Genomic DNA, 23987 nt, shown 5'->3' on the forward strand with positions numbered 1-23987 from the left:
TGCGCGGCGACATGGATCAGCGGGCGCGACCGTCCTGATGAACACTTCTTCTCCGTCCCTGGCCAAGATTGCCTTCGTTTCCAATGAGACACCCGAAGCCGAAGCCGCGCGCGAGCGGTTGTCCGTGCGCTATGGCGGGGTCGACGAGGCCGACGCGGACGTGATCGTCGCCCTCGGCGGCGACGGACTCATGCTCCAGACCCTGCACCGCTTTCGCGACCGGGGCCTGCCCATCTATGGCATGCATCGCGGTTCGGTCGGCTTCCTGATGAACACCTTCCGGGAAGATGCCTTGGTGGAGCGGCTTGCCGCCGCCCAGCATGTGAAGATCCATCCGCTCACGATGGAGGCCATGGATTGCAACGGGACGCGCCACCGCGCGCCGGCCATCAACGAGGTCTCGCTGTTGCGCCAGACCTACCAGGCCGCCAAGCTGCGGATTTCGATCGACGGCAAGGTACGGCTCGACCAGCTTATCTGCGACGGCGTCATCATCGCCACCCCGGCGGGCTCCACGGCCTATAATCTCTCGGCCCACGGGCCGATCCTGCCGCTCGGCACGGCGCTGCTCGCCATCACCCCCATCTCGCCGTTCCGGCCCCGCCGCTGGCGCGGTGCCCTGGTGCCGGACAAGGCGCGCATCGACATTGCGGTGCTGGAGGCGGACAAGCGACCGGTGAGCGCGGCGGCGGACCACTACGAGGTGCGGGACATCGTCGCCGTCTCGGCGCGGCTCGATACGTCGTCGTCCATCGACATGCTGTTCGATCCGGACCACGGCTTGGAAGAACGCATTCTGCGTGAGCAGTTCGTGTATTAGTTTCCCCTAGGGCGGAGGGCGGTTCGCGTGAAGAATAAGTGTCGAAGAGCGGTGTGGGGCGGTGACATGAGCCGTTGCCCACGCGCGGCGCGCTAACCCATTTCTTCGCGCGCGCCTGCCGATGGTCTTTTCCTCCGTCACCTTCCTTTACTATTTCCTGCCGGCGTTCCTGCTCTGTTATTTCGGAGCAAGGGGCGTGAGGCTGCGCAATCTCGTCCTGCTCGTCTTCTCGCTGGTGTTCTATGCGTGGGGCGGGCTCGCGAATGTTGCCGTGCTGGCGGTCTCCATCGTCGCGAATTTCATCTTCGCGCAGATCATCGACGCGCAGCCGGACCGCACCCGGCTGCGGGCGCTGGGCTGGGCGGTGGCCGCCAATCTGGCCGGTCTCATCGGCTTCAAATACCTGGGTTTCTTCGCGGAAAACCTGAATGTGGCGCTGTCGCCCTTGGGCCTGGCGGTGCCGGTGATCCATCCAAAGCTGCCGCTCGGCATCTCCTTCTTCACCTTCCACGCCATTTCCTATCTGGTGGACGTCTACCGCCGGCGGGTGAAGGCCAATGGCCGGCTGGAGGAGATCGCGGTCTACATCACCATGTTCCCGCAATTGGTGGCGGGCCCCATCGTGCGCTATTCCACCATCACGCGGCGCATCCATGATCGGCGAACCACGCTGGGGCGCGTGTCGGCGGGCCTGCGCATCTTCATCATCGGCCTCAGCTGGAAGGTGCTGATCGCCGACGAGGTGGCGCCGGTGGTGGCGGCGGTATTCGACCAGACCGCCAGCCCCAACCTTGCGGAAGCGTGGCTCGGCATCGTCGCCTATGCGCTGCAGATCTATTTCGACTTCGGCGGCTATTCCAATATGGCCATCGGCCTCGCGCTCGCCATGGGCTTGAAGTTTCCGCGCAACTTCAACCTGCCCTATGGGGCGCTGTCCATCGGCGATTTCTGGCGCCGCTGGCACATGAGCCTGTCGAGCTGGTTTCGCGACTATGTCTACATCCCCCTCGGCGGTAACCGGCGGGGCCATCTGAACACAGCCATCAATCTGTGGACCGTCTTCCTGCTGTGCGGGCTCTGGCATGGGGCGAGCTGGAATTTCGTCATCTGGGGCGTGCACCACGGCTCGTTCCTGGTGCTGGAGCGCACGCGCTTCGGCGCGCTCCTGCAGAAGGTGCCGCGCGTGGCCGCGCACGCCTACACGCTCCTGGTGGTGCTCACCGGCTGGGTCTGGTTCCGGGCCGACAGCCTGCCGCAGGCGCTGGCGTTTTTTAGGGGCCTTGCCGGCCTCAACGGCATCGGCGAGCTTTCGGTGGCCTTGTCGTCCGAATTGCGGATGGCGACCATCGTGGTGATGATTATCGGGTGGCCGCTGGCCATGTTCGGGTTGCCGCGTCCGGGCGGGCGCCGGCTGCCGGAGCGGGTGCGTCGCGCGCTTTACGGCCTCGTGGACACGACGGTGACCGCCGTCCTGTTCATCCTGTGCGTGCTCTCGGTGGGGGCGGCGGCCTACAGCCCCTTCCTCTATTTCCGGTTCTGAGGGGAGGACGGCGATGCCCCTTTTGATGAAATTCCGCCGCTATTGGGCGATCTTCGTGGTGGCCGTGCTGTGCCTGCCCACCATCGGCTTGTTCGCGCCGGATCTGCCGGCGCCGCTCCGCTCGGTTGCCGCCCCGGAAGCGCGCTGGTGGACCAACGCGGCGGCCCGGCTCGATCCTTACATCAACAACGTGTTCGGCTTCCGTGGCGCTGTGCTTGCGGCCCATGCGCAATATGGTCGCTGGATCGGCTCCGGCGAGAGCCGGGTGCTGAAGGGCGAAGACGGGGCACTGTTCCTCAAGGAAGACCAGGCGCTGGAACAGTCCCTGGGTCAGGTGCTGCGGCCGGACGCCATCGCCGCGGCGGCCGACGTGGCGGAGCGGCTCGACAAGATGATGCAGGCGCGTGGCGGCCGCTTCCTGGTGATGTCGCCGCCCAATTCCCAGACGGTGAATTTCGAGCTGCTGCCGGCCTATGCCCGCGCCCTCAAGCACGCGCCCACCGAATACGATTTGTTCGTCGGCGATCTGAAGGCGCGGGGCGTGCCGGTCCTGGATCTGAGGCCGCTGATGGCGCAAGCCAAGACCGACGGGCCGGTTTATCGCCGCATCGACACCCATTGGAACGAGCGCGGCGCGCTCCTCGCCTTCAATGCCGCCATGGATGCGCTCGGGCGGCCGGACCTGAAGGCGGCTCCGGTGGACGCCCTTGGCGATGCGGTGGTGCGCGACGAAGGGGATCTCGTGCGCATGGCGGGTCTCACCAAGCCGGAGAAGCCGGACATCGGCTATAAGATCAAGGGACCGATGGCGTCGCAGCCGGGATTGACGCCGCTCACCGGTGTGATCGCGCCGGTCTCGCCGCGCGATCCGTTCGTGCCGCAGGTGTTCGAGACCGGTCATCCCGGGCCGCGCATCATGGTCATCGGCGATTCGTTCACCCAGGGCTATTGGAAGGGGCTCCTGGCCTCGCGGTCGTCCGCTTATGCCTGGATCCACCACCGCCGCTGCCGCTTCGATTTCGCCGATGTGGAGCGGTTCAAGCCGGACCTTCTCATCTACGCGCCCACCGAGCGGGGCATCCCCTGCCTGCCCTCCAAGGACGGGCCGAAGGCGACGGGTGGGCGCTGAGCGCGTTCAGTCGGTCGCGCGCGGCTCGGCCTTGGGGCGCGGGCGCGCCACCAGCCGGTCCACCGGCGCATAATCGAGATAGCCGCAGCGCGCGAGCACATGGAGGCGGGCGATGTCCAGCCGGCCGTCCACCAGCGCCTCGTCGGCGATGTGGACGCCGATCACCTCGCCGATGACCATGTGACTGTTCGTTTCCCGTCCGTCGCGCCCGCGTGGACGGAGGGTTTCCACATAGACGCATTCGAGCGCGCAGGGGCTGGCGGCCACCCGTGGCGGCTCCACGAGGCGTGACGGCGCGGTGGCGATGCCGAACGCCGCGAACTCGCTCTCGTCCGCCGGCAGCGGGGTCGATGAGGCGTTGACCAGGTCGATGAGGTCGAGGGTGGCGAGATTGCAAACGAATGCGCCCGTGGCCTCGATGTTCGCTACGCTGTCCTTGCGTCCGAGGGAGGTGAACATGACGAGGGGTGGGGTCTCGCTCACCATGTTGAAGAAGGAGTAGGGCGCAAGGTTGGCCGTGCCGTCCGCGGCCAGCGAGGAGATCCAGCCGATGGGACGGGGCGAGACGATGGCCTTCAGCGGGTTGTGGGGCAGGCCGTGGGGTGTCCTGCCGGGCTCGTAGAACATGGGGGGCCTCCCGAGGTGACGAAGGGCGGTGGGGCAGGACCTCGATAGCGCTCCGCGGCCGGGCCGTCACGGGTATCCGGCTATTTCAGCGCGGCGACGGCGGCGGCGATGTCGTCGAGGCTGCGTTCGGCGGCCTCGGCGCCGGCCGCGATCGCCTCTCGCGCGCGCTGGAAATCGAACAGGCCGATGGAGGCGAGCTTGGGCGAAACCGTCAGGTCCGGCGGGTCGCCGGCGAGGCGCGAGCGGGCGATCCGGTCCTGGGTGATGTTGAAGGCGTCGATCATCACGGTGGACAGGCCGCGCGGACCGTCATCGGCCGGGGCGGTGAAGAACCGGCGGCGCAGCCGGTCGGGACTGAGGCGCGACATCAGCGTCCGGCGCTTGCCGGCGATGGCGACATCCGCCACATGGCCGACCACCCCGCCGTGATCGTGCACCACGGTGCCGCGTCCGAACACATCCGAATTGAGATTGACGGCGAGCACCAGCCGCGCCCCGAGCGCGCGCGCCGGGGAGACCGGCACCGGATTCACCAGAGCCCCGTCCATGAGCCAGCGTCCGCCCACATTGACCGGTGTGAAGATACCGGGCAGCGCATAGGATGCGCGCAGGGCTTCCACGAAATCGCCGCGGGTGAGCCAGATCTCATGCCCGGTGCCAAGCTCGGTGGCGATGGCGCCAAACACCACCGGCAGATCTTCAATGGCGACATCGCCGACCTTCTCGCGCATGAGATCCACCAGCCGACGGCCGCCGATGAGGCCAGCCCCGCCGAGCGCGAAATCGAGCATGCCCACCACCCGCCTCTTGGTGAGGCCGAGGGCCCAATCCTCAAGCGCGTCGAGCTTGCCGCAGGCCCACAGCCCGCCGACCACCGCGCCGATGGAGGTGCCGGCAATGACGCGCGGCCGGATGCCGTTTTTCTCCAGCACCCGCAGAATGCCGATGTGGGCGAAGCCGCGCGCGGCGCCTCCCCCCAGGGCGAGCCCCAAGGCCGGACGGTGGTCCGGCGTCTTGGGGGGCGGCGGTGCGGCGTCGAGATCGGGACGCATCGGCGCAGCGGTCATGTCAGCCTCGGCGACCTGCGGGATGTCGAGCTTGGGCTCGATCGGGTCGAGGGCGGGATCGGTGCGTCGATGAAAGGGATGAAACATGGTCGCCTCGCTGAGCGTGCGCATCCATACGCGTGCTTTGCAGTAGCAATGCCCCACCGCCACGCCGGTTCCGGCGCACCCCTCTATTGGCGACACAATGCTACGGGCGCATGTCGGAACCGTGGCCATGACGCAGAATAACGCTGCGTCATGGCGGACTTGGAGCCGTGGCGCGTCGTCGGCCGGTGGTGGATGGCGATCGCCGGTACGGCGCCGGATGGGGAGAGGCCGCCGCCGGGGCCGGAGGGACGGATGGGGAGAGGCGCGCCGTTCCGGGCGTCCGCGCCATTGTCCGGCGGTGCCGGATGCCGTGCCCGGCGAAGGCGCGGCGGCCCGGCTCCGCAAGGCCTTGAACCGCGCAGACGGAGACGAGGGACGGGCGCGCGCCGGCGGGCAAGCCGCCCGCGTTCAGTGGTCGTGCGGCTTGCCGTAGACGGCGGCGGGGTCGAAGCGCGGCGTGTCGCCGGTGAAGCCGAGCTTGGTGTCGGGGCCGGGCGCTGCGCCCAGGGGCACCGTGCGATAGAAGCAGGAGCGGCGGCCGGTGTGGCAGGCGGCGCCGGTGCCGCCCATCTCGACCTTGATGACGACCGCGTCCTGATCGCAATCCACGCGCATCTCCAGCACCTTCTGGGTGTGGCCGGAGCTTTCGCCCTTCTTCCAGAGCTTGCCGCGGGAGCGGCTGAAGTAATGGGCCTCGCCGGTGGCCATGGTGAGCGCGAGAGCGTCCCCATTCATATGGGCGAGCATCAGCACCTCGCCGGTGTGCGCGTCCACGGCCACGCAGGTGATGAGGCCGTTCGCGTCGAACCGGGGGGTGAGCTGCGTGCCTTCCTCCAGCGCCGCGCCCGAGGCGGGGGCGGCGAAAGGCGCGGGGGACGAGGTCATGGCAAGGCTCTTCAAGCAGTCGGGCCGCCCCTTGCGGCGCGGCCCCGGTTCAGGCGAAAGGCGGAGTGGCGACTAGGCCTTGCTGGCGCGCACCATGGTCATGAAGCGCACCTGCTCGGCCGGATCATCGCGGAACACGCCGGTGAACTGGCTGGTGAGGGTGGTAACCCCCGCCTTGGTGATGCCGCGCATGGACATGCACATGTGCTCGGCCTCGATCATCACCGCCACGCCGCGCGGATGCAGCCCCTCGTCGAGGGTGGTGACGATCTGCGAGGTCAGGTGTTCCTGGGTCTGCAGGCGCTTGGCGAAGGTGTCCACCACCCGCGCGATCTTCGACAGGCCCACCACCCGCTCCACCGGGAAATAGGCCACATGGGCCTTGCCGTAGAACGGCACCATGTGGTGCTCGCAGTGGGAATAGAAAGGGATGTCCTTCACCAGCACCATGTCGTCGAACGAGCCGATCTCGCCGAAGGTGCGATCGAGCATCTCGTCGCCGCCCTCGCGGTAGCCGGCGAACAGCTCGTCATAGGCCTTGATGACGCGCTTGGGCGTGTCGAGCAGGCCTTCGCGCGCGGGGTCTTCCCCCATATAGGCGAGCAGGGTGCGCACCGCGGCTTCGGCTTCCGTCCGGGACGGGCGCGGGCTGCCGTCGGCCAGGGGCGGAAATGCCACGCGCGGAGCCGGCTGGCCGTCGTCGGCCGCCTGTGCCTTGCGGGCGTGCCTGGAGGCGTCTTTGGCGGCCTGGGCCTGACGCTGGCGCTCCTCGTGTTCCGCCTGCGCCTTGAACAACTTCACCACCGCGTCCATGACGTACACAACTCCGTTCGACCCGCCGTGGCTGAATGCCGGATGGCGGGAGTGTCACCGGTCGTCGGCTACGCATGCGCGGCTGCCTCTTCAACCGCGCCCCGCCTCGCGGCGGCGGCCATGCCGTCCGTACCCTCCAGCCTGGAGCGGTTCCAGGCCAAGCTCCATCATGGGGCCGCTCGCGCCGCGGCGCAAGCGGTGACGCTTGCATGACAGCGGGGGACTTACCGGCGTCCGACGCAGCGCTATATAAGCGAGGGGGTCCTGCGTCGGCACGGCGCAGGGATCACATTTGCGTTCAAGGCCGGCGCGGCTGGCGGGTTCGAGCCATGATCAACGATATCTACAATGCCCGCATTCTGGCCCTGGCGGCGGAAATTCCGCGCCTCGGCCGCCTGGAGGCGCCGCAGGCGACGGCCAAGGCCCATTCGCGCCTGTGTGGCTCGACCGTCGTCGTGGATCTGGCCATGGAGGGCGACACCGTGACCGCGTTCGCCCATGAGGTCCGCGCCTGCGCCTTGGGGCAGGCCTCGTCCTCGCTCATGGCCCGCCATGTGGTGGGAGCGAAGGCGGCGGACCTGCGGGCCTTGCGCCAGACCGTGACGAAGATGCTGAAGGAGAACGGTCCGCCGCCCGACGGCGCGTTCGACGCATTCAAGGTGCTGGAGCCCATCCGCGACTACAAGGCGCGCCACGCGTCCACCCTGCTCACCTTCGACGCGGTGGTGGATTGCATCGACCAGATCGAGCAGGCGCGAGCCGCCGAGGCGAACCATGCCGCCGAGTGACGGGCCGTCGGACGGCAGCCCCCTCGACGCGCTGCCGTGGTCCAAGCCGGAATCTTCCGCGCGGCGGGGCGCGCGTTTGGTTGGCAGGGCTCCACGCCTGCTGCTGCGGGTGCCGATCCTGCTGTATCGTTACACCCTGTCGTCTTTCATGGGACGGCAGTGCCGCTATCTGCCGACATGCTCCGAATACGCGGATGAAGCCATCTCCCGGCACGGGGCGTGGCCGGGCCTGTTCATGGCGACCGCACGCGTGTGCCGCTGCCATCCCTGGGGAGGCCACGGCTACGATCCGGTGCCCAAGGCCCTTCCGGCCGCGGGGCGCTGGTACGCGCCATGGCGCTATGGTCGGTGGCGGTTCAAGGCGGAGCCGGTGCGCGAAGACTGAGGCCTCACGGCTGAATCCCGCAGGCCGAAGAGGGTGTGGCAAGGGCGGCCCAGACGGCGCGGACAGCCTTGTCGTTGTTGCAGCGATCGCTGCTGTGCTCCAATTGCTTGCGCAGGTTCATCTGCACCGGCTTCGACAGCCACCAGCTCATGGAGACATCGCGAATCGCCTTCGGCTTCTCGGCGCCGATCGGGCAGGTGCCGTCGAGCGCCTCCGGCCACACCCGGATATGGGCGAGGTTGGTGGGACAGCCGGCGCCGAAGCGTTCGTTCAGCCACTGGTTGGTGGCGGCGACGGCCAGGCGACCGCGACCGCTGCGGACGGCGCCGATGGAACTCAGCGGGCCGGTCAATTCCGGGAGCCAGACCTGTTCCGACCCATCGGGCACCACGACGCCGCGGGCGGTGCGTTCCTCGGTCAGGGTGCTTTGGGGATCGTTGGAGATGACGAGGATGAACGGCGCGAGCCGCGGCTCCACCTCCGCCATCGCCTGGGCCAGCTCCAGGGCGCTTTCCACTCCGAAATTCTCAAAATAGCCGCCATCCACGATGCGGTCCGCGATGTCCCCTTCCCCCTGAAGGATCGAGCCGGGCGGCGAGATCAGCGGGAAGCGCGCGGAATTCGACGCGGCGGTGGACAGGCGCACGTCGAGACTCCCATGCAGGAAGCCATGGAAGTCGATGGCGTGGGTGAAGATCGGGCATTCGGGCCGATCTCCGCCGCTCGGGCAGGGACGTTTGGGCGCGTGGGTCGGCATCAGGTCGGTGGTGACGATCCGCTGCCCGGTTTCCACCGAGGTTCCGTTCAGCACCAGGAACGGCACCCAGACGGCGGGATCGCGTTCGGCCGTCAGCAGGGGCTGGGACAGCCGCTGCGGCGTCGCGCGGTCGCCTTCGGTGGCGATCTGGGCAAAGCGGTTCTCCCAGCTTTGTTCGAGCAGGGCGGCGCGATCTTCCAGGTAGAGCTGCACCTGATCGTGGAAAGCGAGGCCGAAGAAGCTGGCGGTGAGGTAGTCGCCGGCGGTGAGGCTCTCCAGGCAATCCTGCCAGGTGGTGATGCGGGCGCCGAACCAGTAAGGCGGGGCGGCGCCGGCGCAGGGGGAGGCGCGGCCGTTGCGGCTGCCCAACGCCGCGGCGGTGACGGCGGCGCCGTAAGCTCCGCCCGAAACCCCGGAAATGGCGAAGATGCGATCCGCGATATCCGCATTGGCAAGGGCATCGGCGGCCGGTGGGCTGATGCGCCCGTCGTCCAGCGGGCCGCGCACCAGCGTCCTGCCGTCGGCGCGGGTCAGCGTGTAGCCCTCCCGATGCTGCGCCACGTCCAGGAAATGACCGACGACGCTGGCGGTGAAGAAGCCGGCCCGGCTGGCCCCTCCGGCGGCAACCACGATGATCGGCCGCGGGCAGGTCGCGGGGGCCTGTGCGCATCCGTTGGCGCGCATCCAGAGGTACACCGCTGTGTCGAGGGTGGTGCGGCGATATGCCGGTTCGTTGGCGAGGAGCGTGCGGACCTTGTGATTGTCGCCGAACAGGTAGACCCCCACGATCCCAAGTGCCAGCGCCGCCGTGACAAAGGGAAAGTGGAGGCGCCGGCCGATGGAGCTGAGATAGGACAGAATCGGCACCCAGGCCCCGAGGATCAGGGGCACCGCCAGGGTGAGGGGGAGCTGCCGGGCCAGCCACAACGGGTTGGCAATGAGGATGATGATGACGCCGGCCGCATAGGTGAGCAGCAGCAGGCGGCCGGTGGCGTGCAGCGCGCCACTGGGATCATTGCGGCGCGGAGCGATGGCCAACCACCGGAACGGGCCGGCGCAGAGCCGGTCCAGGGCGGCCGTGGCGGCGCGGACCGGTCCGGACAGAGCGAGCCGGCCGCGGGCTGCGGAGTAAAGGAAGAAGAACGGAACGGCCACCAGCATCGCCACCGCGATCACATGGAGCTGCGCCTGCGCGGCCTGCGTGACGGACGTGTCGGTGAGGGTGGGCAGGTTGACGATGGCCTGTTCGGCGCCGATGGCGAAGGCCACGAACGTCAGCGCGCCCAGCAGCCGCGGCACCTGCCGGATGACGAATCCGGTCCAAGCATCGCCAGGGGCGTGCGGGGTGGACTGCGCCAGCGCCTGCGGGGCGGCTCCGGCCTGGGACGGGATGGCGCCCGCGCCGGCCGTGTCTCGCGACGCCGGGCCGTGCTCCGCGATCGCGGCCTGCCGGGCCGCCGCCTGGTCGCGCCGTGTCGCCAGGGCGGCGATGCCGTCGTCGGTGTCCAGCAGCAGCCGGGCCGCGAAATGCACCGGGATCGCCCATAGAAGGAAGATGGCCAGGATGAGCTTGCCGAGAGCGAGGGACAGACCCGGCTTCTCCACCAGCTGCGGGCCCGCCATGGCCACGTCCACCAGCGTGTCCTGAGCCTGGGTGACACCGAGCATCAGCAGCAGGCCGATGGCGACGCTGAGCAGGGGAATACGCACGACCCAAAGCACTAGGCCAAGGTCCAGGACGCGCGACCAGAGTTGCACGATGGCGCGGACCAGTGGCGGCGCCCCGGCATCATCCTGCCCCCACCGGTCGGCATCGGCAGCGGACGGCACGGCCTTTTGGGGATCCGGCGGCGGATGGTCAGGCGATGTTCCCATGTGCGATCGGACCTCCCGCATGGACCCGCGCCGGCGCCGCCGGAACATGGCGAGAATAGCAACTCAAATCCATTTTTGCGAGTGATAGAACGAAGTGCAACTCAATAAGCGGGGCGCCAGGTGGCGTGAACTGGCGACGGCGGCCCGGTCCGTCGCCAGTTCCCTTGCCCGGCCCGGTTGGGGTTGCCTATGCTTGCCCCGGTCTTCGCCCAGGGGAGCGCGCGGAAACCGGAGGAAGGGACGTGACGATCTCGGTAGTCAGTGGCGGAGCGGTTTCCGACGCCGCTTCGGTGACGGCGCGCTTTGCCCTCGGCACCATGGACCTTATCGGACCCGCGGCGGCGGGCGCGCCGGTGATGGCGCGGGTGCGGCTGCCGCTGGTGCCCTTCAAGGCCATCGGTGGCGGCGCGCAGCAGGTGTCGGGCCTGTGGTTCGGCACGGTGCGGCGCGCCGGCCCTGCCGAAACCTTCCGCCTGGTCTCGGGTGACGGGAGCTTGGTGCTCACCGGCGCGGTGGGGAGCGATCTCAAGCTGGATGCGGCGACCCTCGCCTATGGCGAGGTTCTGGATATCACCTCCGGGCAGCTTTCGATGGGCGCCGGCGGGAGCCTTGCCCTCAGCCTTGCGGGCAAGATGTCGGTTCCCGAGCCGTCAGGGCAGGAATTCCATGTGCATTGGGATTCCTGGTACGAAAAGCCCGATCCGGCCTATCCCGAGCGCTTCTATCTGACGAATTTGCCGCCCTATGTCTCGACGGTCACCCTGTGCTTCGCCCGTCCCCAGGTGACCTACGAGGGCCTCGACGACAACGTCTTCGCCACCACCGGCCTTCAGTTCCAGGGCACGGGCCACCAGCTCAAGAACGCGCTCGACCTGCTGCGGCTGCGGCGCCCCGGCATCCGTGTCGCGCTCGCGGTGCAACAGGGCGGGCCGCTCGGTTTCGAGCCCTACAACCGCGAGGGGTGGGCCGGCATGAACGGCACCCACTTCCGCGCGCTGGCGCTGTTCCTGGAGCAGATGGGCATTCGCGACATCGACGTGGACTATGAGTGCGTGGCCTCCTCCATGGACGGCGACAAGCATTGCCTCGTCAAGGCGAACCGCGACGTGTGGTGCTATACGGACGGCGAGCTGGTGCGCGTCATCAAGGCCTTCCGCGACAAGTTTCCGCGCCCGAAATTCCGCCTTGCCTTCGACGCCTACAATACGGGGGCCTATTTCGGCCCGTTCGCGCGGCAGGCGCCGGTGGGCTGGAACCACGGCTATGTGGCGGCTCTTGCCCGCGACCCCAAGGCGCGCGCCGCCATCGACATCATCAACATCATGTCGTTCGACGAGAAGCCCGGATACGATCCGGCGCGGGCGCTGGAGGCCTACCAGTACCATTTCCCCGATGCTCAGGTGTTTCTGGGCCTGCGCTCCGGCCCGGCGTGGCATGGGGACGTGAAGCGGTCGCTGACGGATGTGATCGATTTCGCCAATGCCGCCATCCGCCTCAAGGCCGGCGGGCTCTGGCTTTATTCGCTGCTGTGGGACGCGGGCGAGCCCCACGGACCCTATGGCCCCGACAATCCCGACGCCAACATGATGGCGCGGCTGGTGGCGGAGCGGTTCCGCCTGCCGGGCGCGGATCTGCCGCTGGTGAGCACCGGCGCCTGAGCCGGCTCGCCCTTGAAGGGCGGACCGGCTACGGGGCCGCGCCTCAGCGGGTGAAGGCGTCGTCGGGGCCGGTGCTGGTGATCTGCTCCAGGATGATCTGCCGCACCGCCTTCTTGGAGAGCTTTCCGGTGGCGGTATGGGGCAGCTCGGACACGATCACCACTTCATCGGGCATGCTCCACTTTGAGATCTTGCCCTCGTAATGGGCGCGCATGTCGGCGCGGGTGAAGCTGGCGCCGGGCTTCAGCACCGCCACCAGCACCGGGCGTTCGCCCCAGCGCGGATCGGGCTTGGCCACGATTGCCGCTTCCTGGATCGCCGGATGGGCCTGGGCGATGTTCTCAAGCTCGATGGAAGAGATCCATTCGCCGCCGGATTTCACCACGTCCTTGGTGCGATCGACGATCTGGATGAAGCCGTCAGCGTCCTGGGTGACCACGTCGCCGGTGTTGAACCAGCCCGGATGCTCCTCGTGGGCGGAGCTGTGGGGCGTGTTGAAATAGGAGGCGGCGACCCAGGGCCCGCGCACCAGCATGGCGCCGAAGCTTTTGCCGTCGCGCGGCACCGGCTTGCCGTCTGCCCCGGCGACGAGGAACTCCATGCCGAACAGGGGGCGGCCCTGCTTGCATTCGAGGGCGAGCTTGGCCTCGGGATCAAGCGCCTCGTGCTTGGGCTTCAGGGCGGCGGACAGGCCCACCGGGCTCGTCTCCGTCATGCCCCAGGCGTGGCGCACCTTCACGCCCATGTTGTGAAAGCGGCTGATCATGATGGGCGGCGTCGCCGATCCGCCGATCACGACCCGCTTGAGCGAGGTGAAGCCGCGCCCGTGGGTGTCCATCCAGTCGAGCAGGCCGAGCCAGACGGTGGGTACGCCGGCCGTGAAGGTCACGCCCTCGCCCTCGAACAGCGTGTGGAGGCTGGCGCCGTCGAGATGGGCGCCGGGCAGCACCAGCTTGGCCCCCACCATGGCGCCGACAAAGGGCAGGCCCCAGGCGTTCACATGGAACATGGGCACGATGGGCGCGATGACGTCGGCCGATGAGAAGCCGAACGCATCCGGCATGCACACCGCCATGGCGTGCAGCACGCACGAGCGGTGGCTGTAGAGCACGCCCTTGGGATCACCCGTGGTGCCCGAGGTGTAGCACAGGCTGGAGGCGGTATTCTCGTCCAGTGCGGGCCACTCGAAGGTGTCCGGCTCATCGGCGATGAGGGTTTCGTAGCACAGAAGGCCGGGCAGGGCGGCGGACTGCGGCATGTGGGCCTCGTCCGTCATGGCGACGATCGCCTTCAGGTCCTTCAATTCGCCCGCCAGTTCCTCGACGATGGGCAGGAAGGTGAGGTCGAAGAACAGCACGCTGTCGCCGGCATGGCGGATGATATAGGCGATCTGCTCGCGGAACAGGCGCGGGTTGATGGTGTGGCAGACCAGCCCGGAGCCGGACACGCCGAAATAAAGCTCCACATGCCGGTAGCCGTTCCACGCCAGGGTGCCGACCCGGTCCCCCGACTGAAGCCCGAGCCGGGCAAGGGCATTGGCGAGCTTTCGGCTGCGCTGGGCCACCGCGCCATAGGTGGTGCGGTGAAGGCCACCCTCCACCGCCGCCGACACCACCTCGCCATCGGCATGGTAGGCCTCCGCATGGCGCAGGATCGACGAAAGCAGCAAAGGCACATCCATCATCGTTCCGAGCATCGTTTCCTCCTTTGAAGCCATTCTGTTGGGCGTTTTCCGGCGGGGTTCAGAAGGCGTCGGCCGGGAGCGCCATGAGCGAGGATGCGCCGTGGCCGAGCGCGGCGTCGAGGCCCAGCGTCTCCGGCAGCATGCGCGCCATGAAGAAGCGGGCCAGCGCGGTCTTGCGCGCGGCGGCGGGGGGCGCGGCTTCCCCCATGTCGGCCGCGGCGGCGGCCATGCGCACCCACATCCAGCCGAACGAAACCAGGGCGAACAGGCGCAGGTAATCGGTCGCCGCCGCGCCGGCCTCGATGGCGCCACCCTGCGTCGAGAGCCGCGCGGTGGCGCCTTCGAGCCGCGCCAGGGCGTCGGCGGCCGGCGTCACCAGATCCGCGCCGACGATGGGGAGGGCGGCATCGAGGTCGGCCTTGACCAGGGCGAAGAAGCGCGCCGGCACCTTGCCCCCGTCGAGGCCGAGCTTGCGGCCGACGAGGTCCATGGCCTGCACGCCGTTGGTGCCCTCGTAGATCTGCGCGATGCGGGCGTCGCGGACATATTGTTCCATGCCCCATTCGCGGATGTAGCCGTGGCCGCCGAACACCTGCTGGGAGGCCACGGCGGTCTCGAAGCCGAAATCGGTGAAGGCCGCCTTCACCACCGGCGTCATGAGGGCCACCAGGGCGTCGGCCTCGCGGCGCGTGTCGGCGTCGGGGTGGTGGACGGCGATGTCCATCTGAAGCGCGGTCCACACCGCGAGCGCGCGGGCGGCTTCGGCGAAGGCGCGGCCCTTCAGCAGCATCTTGCGCACGTCCGGATGGGAGATGATGGGAACCGGCCCGGCGGTGCCATCGGCGCCATGGCCCTGGAGCCGCTCGCGGGCATAGGCGACGGCCTTCTGATTGGCCGCTTCCGCGATTCCGAGGCCTTGGATGCCGACGAACAGGCGCTCGGCATTCATCATGGTGAACATGGCGTTCAGCCCACGGCCGGGTTCGCCCACCAGCCAGCCGGTGGCGCCGTCATAATTCATGACACAGGTGGGCTGGGCATGGATGCCCATCTTGTGCTCCAGCGCGCCCACGCTCATGCGGTTGCGCGCGCCGAGGGTGCCGTCCGCCTCCACCAGGATTTTCGGCGCGAGGAACAGGCTGATGCCTTTCACGCCCTTGGGCGCGTCGGGCAGGCGGGCGAGCACCAGATGGACGACGTTGCCGCCGAAGTCTTGGTCGCCGGAGGAGATGAAGATCTTGGTGCCGGTGATGGCGAAGGAACCGTCGCCATTGGGCACCGCGCGGGCGGTGAGCAGGCCGAGGTCGGTGCCGGCCGAGGCCTCGGTGAGGGCCATGGCGCCGGTCCATTCGCCGGAAATCATCTTCGGCAGGTAAGTGGCCTTCAGCTCGGCGCTGGCGTGATGGCCGAGGGCCTCCACCGCGCCTCGGGTGAGGCCGGGGAACAGGCCGAACGACAGGTTCGCCGACGACAGCATCTCGTCGAGCAGGATCTGGAGCACCCGTGGCAGGCCCTGGCCACCGTATTCCGGATCGCCGGAAAGGCTGCACCACCCGGCCTCCACGAAGGCGCGATAGGCCTCCGCCACGCCTTTCGGCGTCGTGACGCGGCCATCCGTGAGGGTGCAGCCTTCCTCGTCGCCGGTGCGATTGAGGGGTTCGAGCACGCCCGCGCAGAACTTGCCACCTTCCTCCAGCACGCTCACGGCAAGGTCGGTGTTGACCTCCTCATAGCCGGGCAGATCCGCCATGGCCTGATCGAAGCCGAACACCCGGCCCAGCAGGAAGGCGACATCATCGACGGGCGGAACATAGGCGGCCATCGGCAGATCCTTCGTATTCAAGAGGTCGCATGCGGATGCGCCGGCCGTCCCTGCCGTGGGATGGCCCGCCGGGGGCCTCGGATGGCCCAGCCAGAGATTTCGCCATGTCCGGTCAACTCCGCTCTCGCAATCTGTATCAAACGATTGTTACATTCCGCAAGGGGCGGGTGACGGCATTCGTGCCGCAGCGGGGCACATGGCGGCGCGCCGGTGTTTGCCGTGGCGGCGCGGCGGGTTAAGGGAAGGGGGCGGGACCATTGCCCCTTCGGCCCCAGTCGGAGCCGCCGCGGAACGGCATCGGCAGCAGGGCCGCGCGCTGCAGTAAGAGGTGTGAGGTGAGTGACACGACGCGAGCGGGGAAGCGTGAGGGGCCATCGGATGCGGCGCCCGCCGGGGTCGCCGGCGACCTGTTCGCCGGCGAGATCAGCGAGCGCTATCGCGCCATTCTGGAGGCGGCGGCCAGCCTGTTCGCCGAGCGCGGCTACGCGGCCACCTCGGTGCGCGACATTGGCGAGCGGGTGGGGCTGCTGGGCGGCTCGCTCTACCACTACATCAAGTCGAAGGAGCTTTTGTTCATCAAGATCCACGACACCGCGCTGCAGGTGTCGGAAGATCGCATCCGCGCCGCCATCGAGCGCGAGCGTGATCCCTGGGCGCGGCTGGAAGCGGCGTGCGTGACCATGCTGGGCATCCAGCTCGATCCCCGCTCCATCACCATGCCGCTAATGAACGATTTCCTGGCGGTGCCGCGCCATGTGCAGGAAAGCCTCATCGCCAAGCGTGACGCATTCGAGCAGATTTTCGTGGTGCTGGTGGATGATCTGCCCCTGGCGGAGGGCATCGATCGCGGGGTCTATCGCCTGCTTCTGCTGACCCTCTTGAACAACGTGGGCCTGTGGTACCGGCCCGGCCGTCTGTCTCCGGAAGAGATCGGCGGGCAGATCGTCCGGATCTTCCGGCACGAGGTGCAGGCCGCGCCGTCCGGCGGGGACTGAAGCATCGGGAATCGCGCAGGGCGTGGCGGCCGATTCCCGCCGTGGCTTCCGGCCTTCGGGGGTGCGATTCGGCACGCGGCGCGATCGGGGGCGGCCATCGTCCGCGATCATCGTCCCGACCATCGTCCGCTTGGGAACGAACAGGCCGCGCCGTCGCCGCTGTTTCAGCGCGGCGCCGCGATGGGCGTGTCTTCAAGGAGGATGTGTTTGCGGTGGTACAGGTGGGTGGGCTCGAACCACCGACCTCCGGTTCCACAGACCGGCGCTCTAACCAACTGAGCTACACCTGCACGCGCTTCAGCGCCGGGCGCCGAAGAGAGCGCGGAACCTACGCAAGCTCCTCACGGATTGCAAGAGGGGATGGCCCGCAAGATCCATCGTCGTGCACAGGCCGGTTCCCCTCCGCGCCAGCCCTTGCGGTCGGGCCTGCGAGGTGCGATGGCGATGGTTTGAGGCTGGAGCACGGGCCGGCGGCCCGCGGAAGGCGAGCATGCAGCAGTATCTTGATCTTCTGACCCGCATCCTGGACGAGGGCGCGGGCAAGGATGACCGCACCGGGACCGGGACGCTCAGTGTCTTTGGTCATCAGATGCGGTTTCGTCTCGACGACGGCTTTCCGCTGGTCACGACCAAGAAGCTGCATCTGAAATCCATCATCCACGAGCTTTTGTGGTTCCTCGCCGGCGACACCAACATTGCCTATCTAAAGGCCAACGGGGTCTCCATCTGGGATGAATGGGCGGATGCCCATGGCGATCTCGGCCCCATCTATGGCCACCAATGGCGATCCTGGCCGACCCCGGACGGGGGAGTCATCGACCAGATCGCGCAGCTGGTCGCCGATATCCGTCGCACGCCCGATTCGCGGCGCCTCATCGTCACCGCCTGGAATCCGGCCGATGTGCCGAAGATGGCGTTGCCGCCCTGCCATTGCCTGTTTCAGTTCTATGTGGCGGACGGGCGCCTGTCGTGCCAGCTCTACCAGCGCTCGGCGGACGTGTTCCTGGGCGTGCCGTTCAACATCGCCTCCTATGCGCTGCTCACGCACATGGTGGCGCAGGCGTGCGGGCTGAAGGCGGGGGATTTCGTCCACACCCTGGGCGATGCCCACCTTTACCTCAATCATCTGGATCAGGCGCGCGAGCAGCTCTCGCGCGTGCCGCGCCCGCTGCCGCGGTTGGAACTCAACCGGGATGTGACCGACATCTTCGCCTTCAGCTACGACGATGTGGGCATCGTTGGCTACGATCCCCATCCCGCCATCAAGGCCCCGATCGCGGTCTGAAACCGACACCATCTGCGCTTGGCGCGCGTTGCGCCAAGGGGTTAGACTGCCCCGTGGATGGTTGGGGCGTGTCATGATCATTGGCGGGCAGGTCGCGGGGCGGGAGGTCGAGACGACCTCTTTCAAGGGGTGGCTGATCTGGGGAACGGCCGCCCTCTTCTATCTGTACGAGTTCTTCGTGCGCGTCGCGCCTTCGGCCATGGAGCCGGAACTCCAGGCCCATTTCGGGCTTTCCGCGGAAGCGCTGGGGGCGGCGGCGGGCGCCTACTATTTCATCTACTCGCCCATGCAGTTGTTTTCGGGCACGGTGATCGACCGGTTCGGGGCCAAGTCCACCCTGGTCGTGGCCGCGCTCATCTGCACCCTTGGCGCCTTTGTGGAAATCCTGGGTTCGGCGCCGCTTCTGCTGTCCACCGCGCGGTTTCTGCAGGGCCTTGGCTCGGCGTTCGCGTTCGTGGGCACCATGTATCTGGCGGCGGACTGGTTTCCGCGCTCCATGCTGGCACTGCTGGCGGGCTTGACCACATCGCTGGGCATGGCGGGGGCCATCATCGGCAATGCCGGCACCGCCTTCCTGGTGGAGCGCATCGGCTGGCGCGGCGCCCTGGTGGCGGCCGGCGCCCTCGGGCTCGTCATCATGGTGCTGATTCTGCTGGTGGTCCGGCGCCATCCCGATGCCAAGATGGCCACGGGCGTCGCACCGTCGCCGCGCATCCTCGATGCCCTCAAGGTGGTGTGGTCGAACCCGCAAAGCTGGTACCTGGGCATCGTCGGCGCGGCGCTCTACATGCCCCTGTCCATTCTGGGCGCGTTGTGGGGGGAGGATTACATCGTCGCCGTCACGGGGGCCGACCGGGATCAGGCGGCGGCAGCCGTCTCCATGATGTATGTGGGCTGGCTGGTGGGCGGTCCGGTGGCCGGTCTGGTGTCCGACCGCTACCAGGCGCGCCGGGTGCTGTTGCTGGGCGCCTCCATCGCCACTTGCGCCGTCACGGTGGCCATCGCTTTGCTCAGCAACGTCTCCATCACGGGCATGTATGGGCTCATGCTGCTGCTCGGCCTCGCCTCCACCTCGCAGGTGGTGTGCTTCGCGGCGGCGGTGGAGCACAATCCGCCCGAGGTCACCGGTACCGCCATCGCCGCCACCAACATGATGATCATGCTGCTCGGCGGCCTGGGGGAATGGGGCTTCGGCGTGTTGCTCGACACCTTCGGCGCCGGCCGGGGCGCGGACCTTGATCCGCAAGCCTTCCGGTTTGCCATCGGGCTCCTGCCGGCCATCTGCATCGTGGGCCTCGGCGCGGCTTTCCTGCTGACGGAGGCTCCGGAGCGCGAGCGCGTGGCCGAGGTAATCGCGACCTGAAGGGGCCTTCACGCCATCGTGCGCGGGCGACCGGTGCCGCTTGGGCCAGTGACGGCGTATCGCAGACATGGGCGAAGCGCCCGCGTTTGACCGTCGCACAAGGGCTGTTCATGTCGCTTTTCCACGAACGCTCCGGGGCCTTCAGCCGGGAGAAGACCTTCTTCCTTCTGGTCTCGCTTCTGCCCGCCCTGTGGCTGGCGGAGCTAGCGCTGCGGGGTGGGCTGGGGGCCCGGCCCTGGACCGAGGCCATCCATTTCACCGGTCTTTGGGCGATCCGCCTGCTGCTGCTGACGCTCGCCATCACCCCGCTTCGGCAGCTGCTTGCGGCGCCGAAGCTGTTCTATGGCCGGCGCATCCTTGGGCTTGCGGCGCTCGCTTATGCCCTTGCCCATGTGGGACTGTTCTTCATCGACCAGGGCGTGGTGCGGGCGGCTTCGGAAATCGCGCTGCGGATCTATCTCACCATCGGCGCGGTGGCGGTGGCGCTGCTGGTGGCGCTCGGCGCCACCTCCACCGATGGCGCGATCAAGCGGCTCGGCGCGCGGCGCTGGAGCGCGCTGCACCGGGCGGTCTATGTCATTGCGCCGCTGGCGGCCCTGCATTTCGTCATCCAGTCCAAGCTGGACGTAACCGAGGCGGTGCTGGTGAGCGGGGTGCTGGTGCTGCTGTTGCTCTACCGCATCGCTTTCCGGCTGGCCGGGGGCGTGACCCCCGCGCTGTTCGCGGCGCTGTCCGTGGGCGCGGCGGTGCTGACCGCCGGCTCGGAGATGGCATGGTACGGCCTCGCCACCCGCGTCGACCCCTGGCTGGTGGCCGAAGCGAACGTCTCGTTCGATCTTGGCCCGCGGCCCATGTGGTGGGTGCTCGCCGGGGGCCTCGCGGTGGCCCTTCTCGCCGCGATCCGGCAGCGCCGCGCGCCTCCTCGCAGGTCCCGTGCGGCGGTTCAGCCGAATTGAGGGGGCAGGGCGGTGTGGAGGAGATCCATCGCCGCTTCCGGCCGGGCGCGCGGCCAGTCGGCCAACTGGTGCCGGAAAAAGGTGCGCTGGCGCTTGGCATAGCGGCGGGTGTCGCCCTGGCCTTCGGCGATGGCCTCGGGAAGGTTCATCGTGCCGGCCAGGTAACGGGTGAGGGCTGGCGCGCCATGGGCCTTCAGCACGGTCCGCGCCGGATCGAGGCCCCGCGCCGCGAGGCGTTTCACCTCCTCCAGCGCGCCGGCGTCCAGCATGGCGAGAAAGCGCGCGTCGATGCGCTGGCGCAGGATGTCGGGCTCCACCTCCAGCACCAGGCGCACGCATGATTCGGGCGGCAGGAGCGGGGGCTGTGCCGCCGCCTGCCATTGGGACAGCGGCCGGCCGGTCGCGGCCGCGACTTCCAGCGCCCGCAGGATGCGCTGGCGGTCATTGGGCCCGATGCGGGCCGCCGCCGCCGGGTCGAGCTGCGCAAGGCGATCGTGGAGGCTTGCGCTGGGCAGGGCTTCGGCGCCACCGCGGATGGCGGCGCGCACCGTGTCCGGAATCGGGGGAACCTCCACAAGCCCTTGTGTCAGCGCACGAAAATAGAGCCCGGTGCCGCCGACGAGAATGGGTAGCCGGCCTGCGGCCCAGGCGGCGCGAAGGGCGCCATGTGCATCGTTCAGCCAATGGCCCACGGAATATTCCGCATCTGCGTCCACATGGCCATAAAGTTGGTGCGGTGCACGCTTAAGGTCGGCGTCGCTCGGTCGCGCCGTGAGTACCGCAAGATCGCCATAGACTTGCATGGAATCTGCGTTGAGCACGACACCACCCGTGCGCTCCGCGAGCGTGAGGGCGAGCGCCGACTTGCCGCTGGCGGTGGGACCTGCGATGAGCACCGCCGTCCCCCTCTCCTGTCCTGTTCCTGGTTCTTCCATGGCCTATGTTGCAACGCTGATTTCGAATCCATCTGCCCCGGCTTTGACGCGCGAGGCAATCCACGACGCGCGCGCCGTCCTGCCCAATGCCCAGGAACCGATCGTCCTCGATCCCGATGTGGCCGCCGACATCCATTTCGCGCCGCCGCTGGGCGCCGATGCGCGCGCCATCGCCGACACGGTACGCGCCGCCCTTGGCGATGCGCCCATCGACGTGGTGGTGCAACTGGAAGCCGGCCGGCGCAAGCTTTTGTTCCTGGCCGACATGGATTCCACCATGATCCGCCAGGAGTGCATCGATGAGCTCGCCGACGTGGTGGGCGTGAAGGCCCATGTGGCGGCCATCACTGAGCGGGCCATGCGGGGCGAGATCGAGTTCGAGCCGGCGCTGCGCGAGCGCGTGGCGCTGCTGCGCGGTCTTTCGGCCGGGGTGGTGGACGAGGTGTTGCGCGAGCGCATCCGTCTCACCGCCGGAGGACCGGAGGTGGTGGGGACCATGAAGGCCAATGGGGCCTACACCGCGCTGGTCTCCGGTGGCTTCACCCTGTTCACCTCGGCGATCGCGGCGCAGATCGGTTTCGACGAGCACCGCGCCAACACGTTGCTGGTGGACGGCGGTGAATTTGTCGGCGCGGTGGCCGAGCCTATCCTCGGCCGGGACGCCAAGTTCGCGACCCTGGTTCAGTTGCGAGATCAGTTCCATCTCGCCCCCTCCGAGACCATGGCGGTGGGCGACGGCGCCAACGACTTGGCCATGCTGGCGGAAGCCGGCCTCGGCGTCGCCTACCACGCCAAGCCCCAGGTGGCGGCGGCGGCCCACGCGCGCATCGATCACGGCGACCTCACGGCGCTGCTCTACATGCAGGGTTACACGCGCGAGGAGTTCCGCACCGTCTGAGCGGGGCGGGCGCGGCTCCCCCGTGCGCGGGAGCCGCGCGGACCTCAGTCGAGGGGCAGGGTCACGAACTCCTGCTGGCCCTGGCCATCGGAAACCAGCAGCAAGGCGGACTTCTTCTTCGTCTTGCGCAGTGCCTCGATCTGCTTTTGGACATCGGCCGGGCTGGCCACCGGCTCCTGTCCCACCTGGACGATCACCTGGCCCGGCCGCAGACCCTTGTCGGCGGCATCGGTGCCGCCCTCGACGGCGGTGATGACGGCGCCCGTGATCTCGGTCTTGATATTGTAGCGCTTGCGCAGATCCTCGCTCATGGGCGACAGCTCAAGGCCCAGGGTCTTGCGCGGTGCCGCCTTCTGGTCGTCGGCGCCCTTGCCGGACTCCTGCTTGTCGTCGTCGGGCATGCGGGCGACCTTGAGGCGCAGGGTCTCCTCCTTGCCCTTGCGGATCACCACCACATCCACCTCGCGCTCGGCCATGGCGTCGGCCACGGTGCGGGTGAGGTCGCGAACGGTCTTGACGTCGCGTCCGTCGAACTTGACGATCACATCGCCCGCCTTCAGCCCGGCCTTGGCGGCAGGCCCCCCTTCGCTGACCACCCCCACCAGTGCGCCGCGGGGCCTGCCGATGCCGAGGCTTTCAGCGAGGTCGTCGGTGACGTTCTGGATGCGCACGCCGATCCATCCGCGCCGGACCTCCTTGAACTGCTCCAGTTGCGCGATCACCGGCTGGGCGGTCGCGGAGGGGACCGCGAAGCCGATGCCGATGGAGCCGCCGGAGGGGGAGATGATGGCGGTGTTGATGCCCACCACCTCGCCCTCCATGTTGAACAGGGGGCCACCGGAATTGCCCCGGTTGATGGCAGCGTCGGTCTGGATGAAATTGTCATAGGGGCCGGAATTGATGTCGCGGTTGCGGGCCGAGACGACGCCCACGGTGAGGGTGCCGCCGAGGCCGAACGGGTTGCCGATGGCCATCACCCAGTCGCCCACGCGCAGCTTTTCCGAGTTTCCAAACTTCACGGCGGTCAACGGCTTGTCGGGCTTCACCCGGAGCAGGGCGAGGTCGGTCTTGGTGTCACGGCCGATGAGTTCCGCCTTCAGCTTCGTGCCATCGTTGAAGTTGGCATAGATTTCGTCCGCGTCGGCGATGACGTGGTTGTTGGTCACGATCAGGCCGGTGGGGGCGATCACGAAGCCGGAGCCCAGGGAGGACACGCGCTTGGAGCGGTTCTCACCGCCGTCTTCCTGGCGATGCTTGAAGAATTCGTCGAAGAAGTCCTCGAACGGGGAGCCCGGCGGCAGTTGCGGCGTCGGCACCCCGCGGGACGCGGCCACGGTCTGGGAGGTGGAGATGTTCACCACCGCATCCATGACGCGCTCGGCCACATCGGCCACGGTGTCCGGCCCCTTGCCCGGCGCCGCCGCCGAGGGACCGGACACCAGTACGGGCATGAGAAGCGACAAAGCCAGCGCCGCCACCATCAGGGGCTGGCGACAAAAGAAGCGGCTGGACAAGGGCATCGGTCTCCTCGGAGCTGCGGCGACGCCGTCGAGGCTGCGCCGGGCGCGGTCAAGGCGCAAGGACAAATGCGCGACGCGCATTCACATCCCCGGACGGA

At 68.2% G+C, this 23987-nt stretch carries 20 protein-coding genes and 1 tRNA gene; 11 read left to right on the top strand and 10 right to left on the bottom strand.

What is annotated here, in order from left to right; genetic code table 11:
- Positions 1-37 precede the first annotated feature (37 nt).
- The 3 genes from HUW53_RS16870 (at position 38) to HUW53_RS16880 (ending at position 3489) form a co-directional block, all read left to right on the top strand.
- Positions 38-820 carry an NAD kinase gene (locus HUW53_RS16870; protein ID WP_237346932.1) on the top strand — a complete coding sequence of 261 codons (783 nt, stop codon included), beginning with the start codon at positions 38-40 and terminating at the stop codon, positions 818-820.
- A gap of 121 nt (positions 821-941) precedes the next feature.
- The gene (locus tag HUW53_RS16875; RefSeq protein ID WP_237346933.1) at positions 942-2360 is read left to right on the top strand and encodes an MBOAT family O-acyltransferase; all 1419 of its coding nucleotides are present in this window, start codon (positions 942-944) and stop codon (positions 2358-2360) included.
- 13 nt (positions 2361-2373) lie between these two features.
- Positions 2374-3489, top strand: coding sequence for an alginate O-acetyltransferase AlgX-related protein (locus HUW53_RS16880; protein ID WP_237346934.1), 1116 nt, complete (start codon positions 2374-2376; stop codon positions 3487-3489).
- Positions 3490-3495: 6 nt separating this feature from the next.
- Here HUW53_RS16880 and HUW53_RS16885 read toward each other — a convergent pair whose 3' ends face one another.
- The 4 genes from HUW53_RS16885 to folE all read right to left on the bottom strand — a co-directional run bounded on the left by HUW53_RS16885 (position 3496) and on the right by folE (position 6968).
- Positions 3496-4116, bottom strand: coding sequence for a flavin reductase family protein (locus HUW53_RS16885; protein ID WP_237346935.1), 621 nt, complete (start codon positions 4114-4116; stop codon positions 3496-3498).
- A gap of 80 nt (positions 4117-4196) precedes the next feature.
- Positions 4197-5270, bottom strand: coding sequence for a patatin-like phospholipase family protein (locus HUW53_RS16890; protein WP_237346936.1), 1074 nt, complete (start codon positions 5268-5270; stop codon positions 4197-4199).
- 408 nt (positions 5271-5678) lie between these two features.
- Positions 5679-6155: a phosphoribosyl-AMP cyclohydrolase gene (gene hisI / locus HUW53_RS16895; protein WP_237346937.1), complete on the bottom strand. Its 477-nt coding sequence runs from the start codon at positions 6153-6155 to the stop codon at positions 5679-5681.
- Between the two features lie 72 nt (positions 6156-6227).
- Positions 6228-6968 carry a GTP cyclohydrolase I FolE gene (gene folE, locus HUW53_RS16900; protein ID WP_237346938.1) on the bottom strand — a complete coding sequence of 247 codons (741 nt, stop codon included), beginning with the start codon at positions 6966-6968 and terminating at the stop codon, positions 6228-6230.
- 329 nt (positions 6969-7297) lie between these two features.
- Here folE and HUW53_RS16905 point away from each other — a divergent pair, with 329 nt between their 5' ends.
- Both HUW53_RS16905 and yidD read left to right on the top strand, forming a co-directional pair.
- Entirely contained in the window at positions 7298-7756 is a 459-nt protein-coding gene (locus HUW53_RS16905) for an iron-sulfur cluster assembly scaffold protein (RefSeq protein WP_237346939.1), read from the top strand.
- Positions 7743-8141 carry a membrane protein insertion efficiency factor YidD gene (gene yidD, locus HUW53_RS16910; RefSeq protein ID WP_237346940.1) on the top strand — a complete coding sequence of 133 codons (399 nt, stop codon included), beginning with the start codon at positions 7743-7745 and terminating at the stop codon, positions 8139-8141. Before HUW53_RS16905 ends, yidD begins: the two co-directional genes overlap by 14 nt.
- A gap of 4 nt (positions 8142-8145) precedes the next feature.
- Here the strand turns inward: yidD and HUW53_RS16915 are convergent, their stop codons facing one another.
- A complete protein-coding gene (locus HUW53_RS16915; RefSeq protein ID WP_237346941.1) occupies positions 8146-10728 on the bottom strand; it encodes a hypothetical protein in 2583 nt (860 codons plus the stop codon).
- A 287-nt stretch (positions 10729-11015) separates the two neighbouring features.
- Here HUW53_RS16915 and HUW53_RS16920 point away from each other — a divergent pair, with 287 nt between their 5' ends.
- Entirely contained in the window at positions 11016-12431 is a 1416-nt protein-coding gene (locus tag HUW53_RS16920) for a hypothetical protein (RefSeq protein WP_237346942.1), read from the top strand.
- A 43-nt stretch (positions 12432-12474) separates the two neighbouring features.
- On the opposite strand, the gene HUW53_RS16925 is transcribed toward HUW53_RS16920, so the two are convergent.
- On the bottom strand, positions 12475-14127 hold the full coding sequence (locus tag HUW53_RS16925) for a long-chain-fatty-acid--CoA ligase (protein ID WP_237346943.1): 1653 nt from the start codon (positions 14125-14127) through the stop codon (positions 12475-12477).
- Positions 14128-14173: 46 nt separating this feature from the next.
- Complete coding sequence (locus tag HUW53_RS16930; RefSeq protein WP_237346944.1) at positions 14174-15937, bottom strand: acyl-CoA dehydrogenase; 1764 nt, start codon at positions 15935-15937, stop codon at positions 14174-14176.
- Positions 15938-16272: 335 nt separating this feature from the next.
- Between HUW53_RS16930 and HUW53_RS16935 the strand changes: the two genes are divergently transcribed.
- Positions 16273-16932 (top strand): TetR/AcrR family transcriptional regulator, encoded by a 660-nt coding sequence (locus HUW53_RS16935; RefSeq protein ID WP_237346945.1) that lies wholly within the window; start codon positions 16273-16275, stop codon positions 16930-16932.
- 213 nt (positions 16933-17145) lie between these two features.
- Here the strand turns inward: HUW53_RS16935 and HUW53_RS16940 are convergent.
- Positions 17146-17222 (bottom strand) — tRNA-His (locus HUW53_RS16940).
- Between the two features lie 200 nt (positions 17223-17422).
- Between HUW53_RS16940 and HUW53_RS16945 the strand changes: the two genes are divergently transcribed.
- The 3 genes from HUW53_RS16945 (at position 17423) to HUW53_RS16955 (ending at position 20536) form a co-directional block, all read left to right on the top strand.
- Positions 17423-18217, top strand: coding sequence for a thymidylate synthase (locus HUW53_RS16945; protein ID WP_237346946.1), 795 nt, complete (start codon positions 17423-17425; stop codon positions 18215-18217).
- 73 nt (positions 18218-18290) lie between these two features.
- Positions 18291-19580: an MFS transporter gene (locus tag HUW53_RS16950; protein ID WP_237346947.1), complete on the top strand. Its 1290-nt coding sequence runs from the start codon at positions 18291-18293 to the stop codon at positions 19578-19580.
- 110 nt (positions 19581-19690) lie between these two features.
- Positions 19691-20536 carry a protein-methionine-sulfoxide reductase heme-binding subunit MsrQ gene (locus tag HUW53_RS16955; RefSeq protein ID WP_237346948.1) on the top strand — a complete coding sequence of 282 codons (846 nt, stop codon included), beginning with the start codon at positions 19691-19693 and terminating at the stop codon, positions 20534-20536.
- Here the strand turns inward: HUW53_RS16955 and miaA are convergent.
- The gene (miaA, locus tag HUW53_RS16960; protein WP_237346949.1) at positions 20524-21471 is read right to left on the bottom strand and encodes a tRNA (adenosine(37)-N6)-dimethylallyltransferase MiaA; all 948 of its coding nucleotides are present in this window, start codon (positions 21469-21471) and stop codon (positions 20524-20526) included. The two genes, HUW53_RS16955 and miaA, sit on opposite strands and share 13 nt — an antisense overlap.
- Here miaA and serB point away from each other — a divergent pair.
- Complete coding sequence (serB, locus tag HUW53_RS16965; RefSeq protein WP_237346950.1) at positions 21470-22369, top strand: phosphoserine phosphatase SerB; 900 nt, start codon at positions 21470-21472, stop codon at positions 22367-22369. The two genes, miaA and serB, sit on opposite strands and share 2 nt — an antisense overlap.
- Positions 22370-22413: 44 nt before the next feature.
- Here the strand turns inward: serB and HUW53_RS16970 are convergent, their stop codons facing one another.
- Positions 22414-23889, bottom strand: a complete 1476-nt coding sequence (locus HUW53_RS16970) for a DegQ family serine endoprotease (protein ID WP_370877772.1) — start codon at positions 23887-23889, stop codon at positions 22414-22416.
- Positions 23890-23987 lie beyond the last annotated feature (98 nt).

The organism is Xanthobacter agilis, from assembly GCF_021730435.1.
GTDB lineage: Bacteria > Pseudomonadota > Alphaproteobacteria > Rhizobiales > Xanthobacteraceae > Xanthobacter > Xanthobacter agilis.

Coding starts and splice junctions, on each gene's coding strand:
- HUW53_RS16875 (WP_237346933.1), top strand. CDS start 942: ATGGTCTTTTCCTCCGTCACCTTCCTTTACTATTTCCTGCCGGCGTTC.
- HUW53_RS16970 (WP_370877772.1), bottom strand. CDS start 23,889: ATGCCCTTGTCCAGCCGCTTCTTTTGTCGCCAGCCCCTGATGGTGGCG.
- HUW53_RS16905 (WP_237346939.1), top strand. CDS start 7,298: ATGATCAACGATATCTACAATGCCCGCATTCTGGCCCTGGCGGCGGAA.
- HUW53_RS16890 (WP_237346936.1), bottom strand. CDS start 5,270: ATGTTTCATCCCTTTCATCGACGCACCGATCCCGCCCTCGACCCGATC.
- folE (WP_237346938.1), bottom strand. CDS start 6,968: ATGGACGCGGTGGTGAAGTTGTTCAAGGCGCAGGCGGAACACGAGGAG.
- HUW53_RS16950 (WP_237346947.1), top strand. CDS start 18,291: ATGATCATTGGCGGGCAGGTCGCGGGGCGGGAGGTCGAGACGACCTCT.
- HUW53_RS16945 (WP_237346946.1), top strand. CDS start 17,423: ATGCAGCAGTATCTTGATCTTCTGACCCGCATCCTGGACGAGGGCGCG.
- yidD (WP_237346940.1), top strand. CDS start 7,743: ATGCCGCCGAGTGACGGGCCGTCGGACGGCAGCCCCCTCGACGCGCTG.
- HUW53_RS16880 (WP_237346934.1), top strand. CDS start 2,374: ATGCCCCTTTTGATGAAATTCCGCCGCTATTGGGCGATCTTCGTGGTG.
- HUW53_RS16925 (WP_237346943.1), bottom strand. CDS start 14,127: ATGCTCGGAACGATGATGGATGTGCCTTTGCTGCTTTCGTCGATCCTG.
- HUW53_RS16955 (WP_237346948.1), top strand. CDS start 19,691: ATGTCGCTTTTCCACGAACGCTCCGGGGCCTTCAGCCGGGAGAAGACC.
- serB (WP_237346950.1), top strand. CDS start 21,470: ATGGCCTATGTTGCAACGCTGATTTCGAATCCATCTGCCCCGGCTTTG.
- HUW53_RS16930 (WP_237346944.1), bottom strand. CDS start 15,937: ATGGCCGCCTATGTTCCGCCCGTCGATGATGTCGCCTTCCTGCTGGGC.
- hisI (WP_237346937.1), bottom strand. CDS start 6,155: ATGACCTCGTCCCCCGCGCCTTTCGCCGCCCCCGCCTCGGGCGCGGCG.
- HUW53_RS16885 (WP_237346935.1), bottom strand. CDS start 4,116: ATGTTCTACGAGCCCGGCAGGACACCCCACGGCCTGCCCCACAACCCG.
- HUW53_RS16870 (WP_237346932.1), top strand. CDS start 38: ATGAACACTTCTTCTCCGTCCCTGGCCAAGATTGCCTTCGTTTCCAAT.
- miaA (WP_237346949.1), bottom strand. CDS start 21,471: ATGGAAGAACCAGGAACAGGACAGGAGAGGGGGACGGCGGTGCTCATC.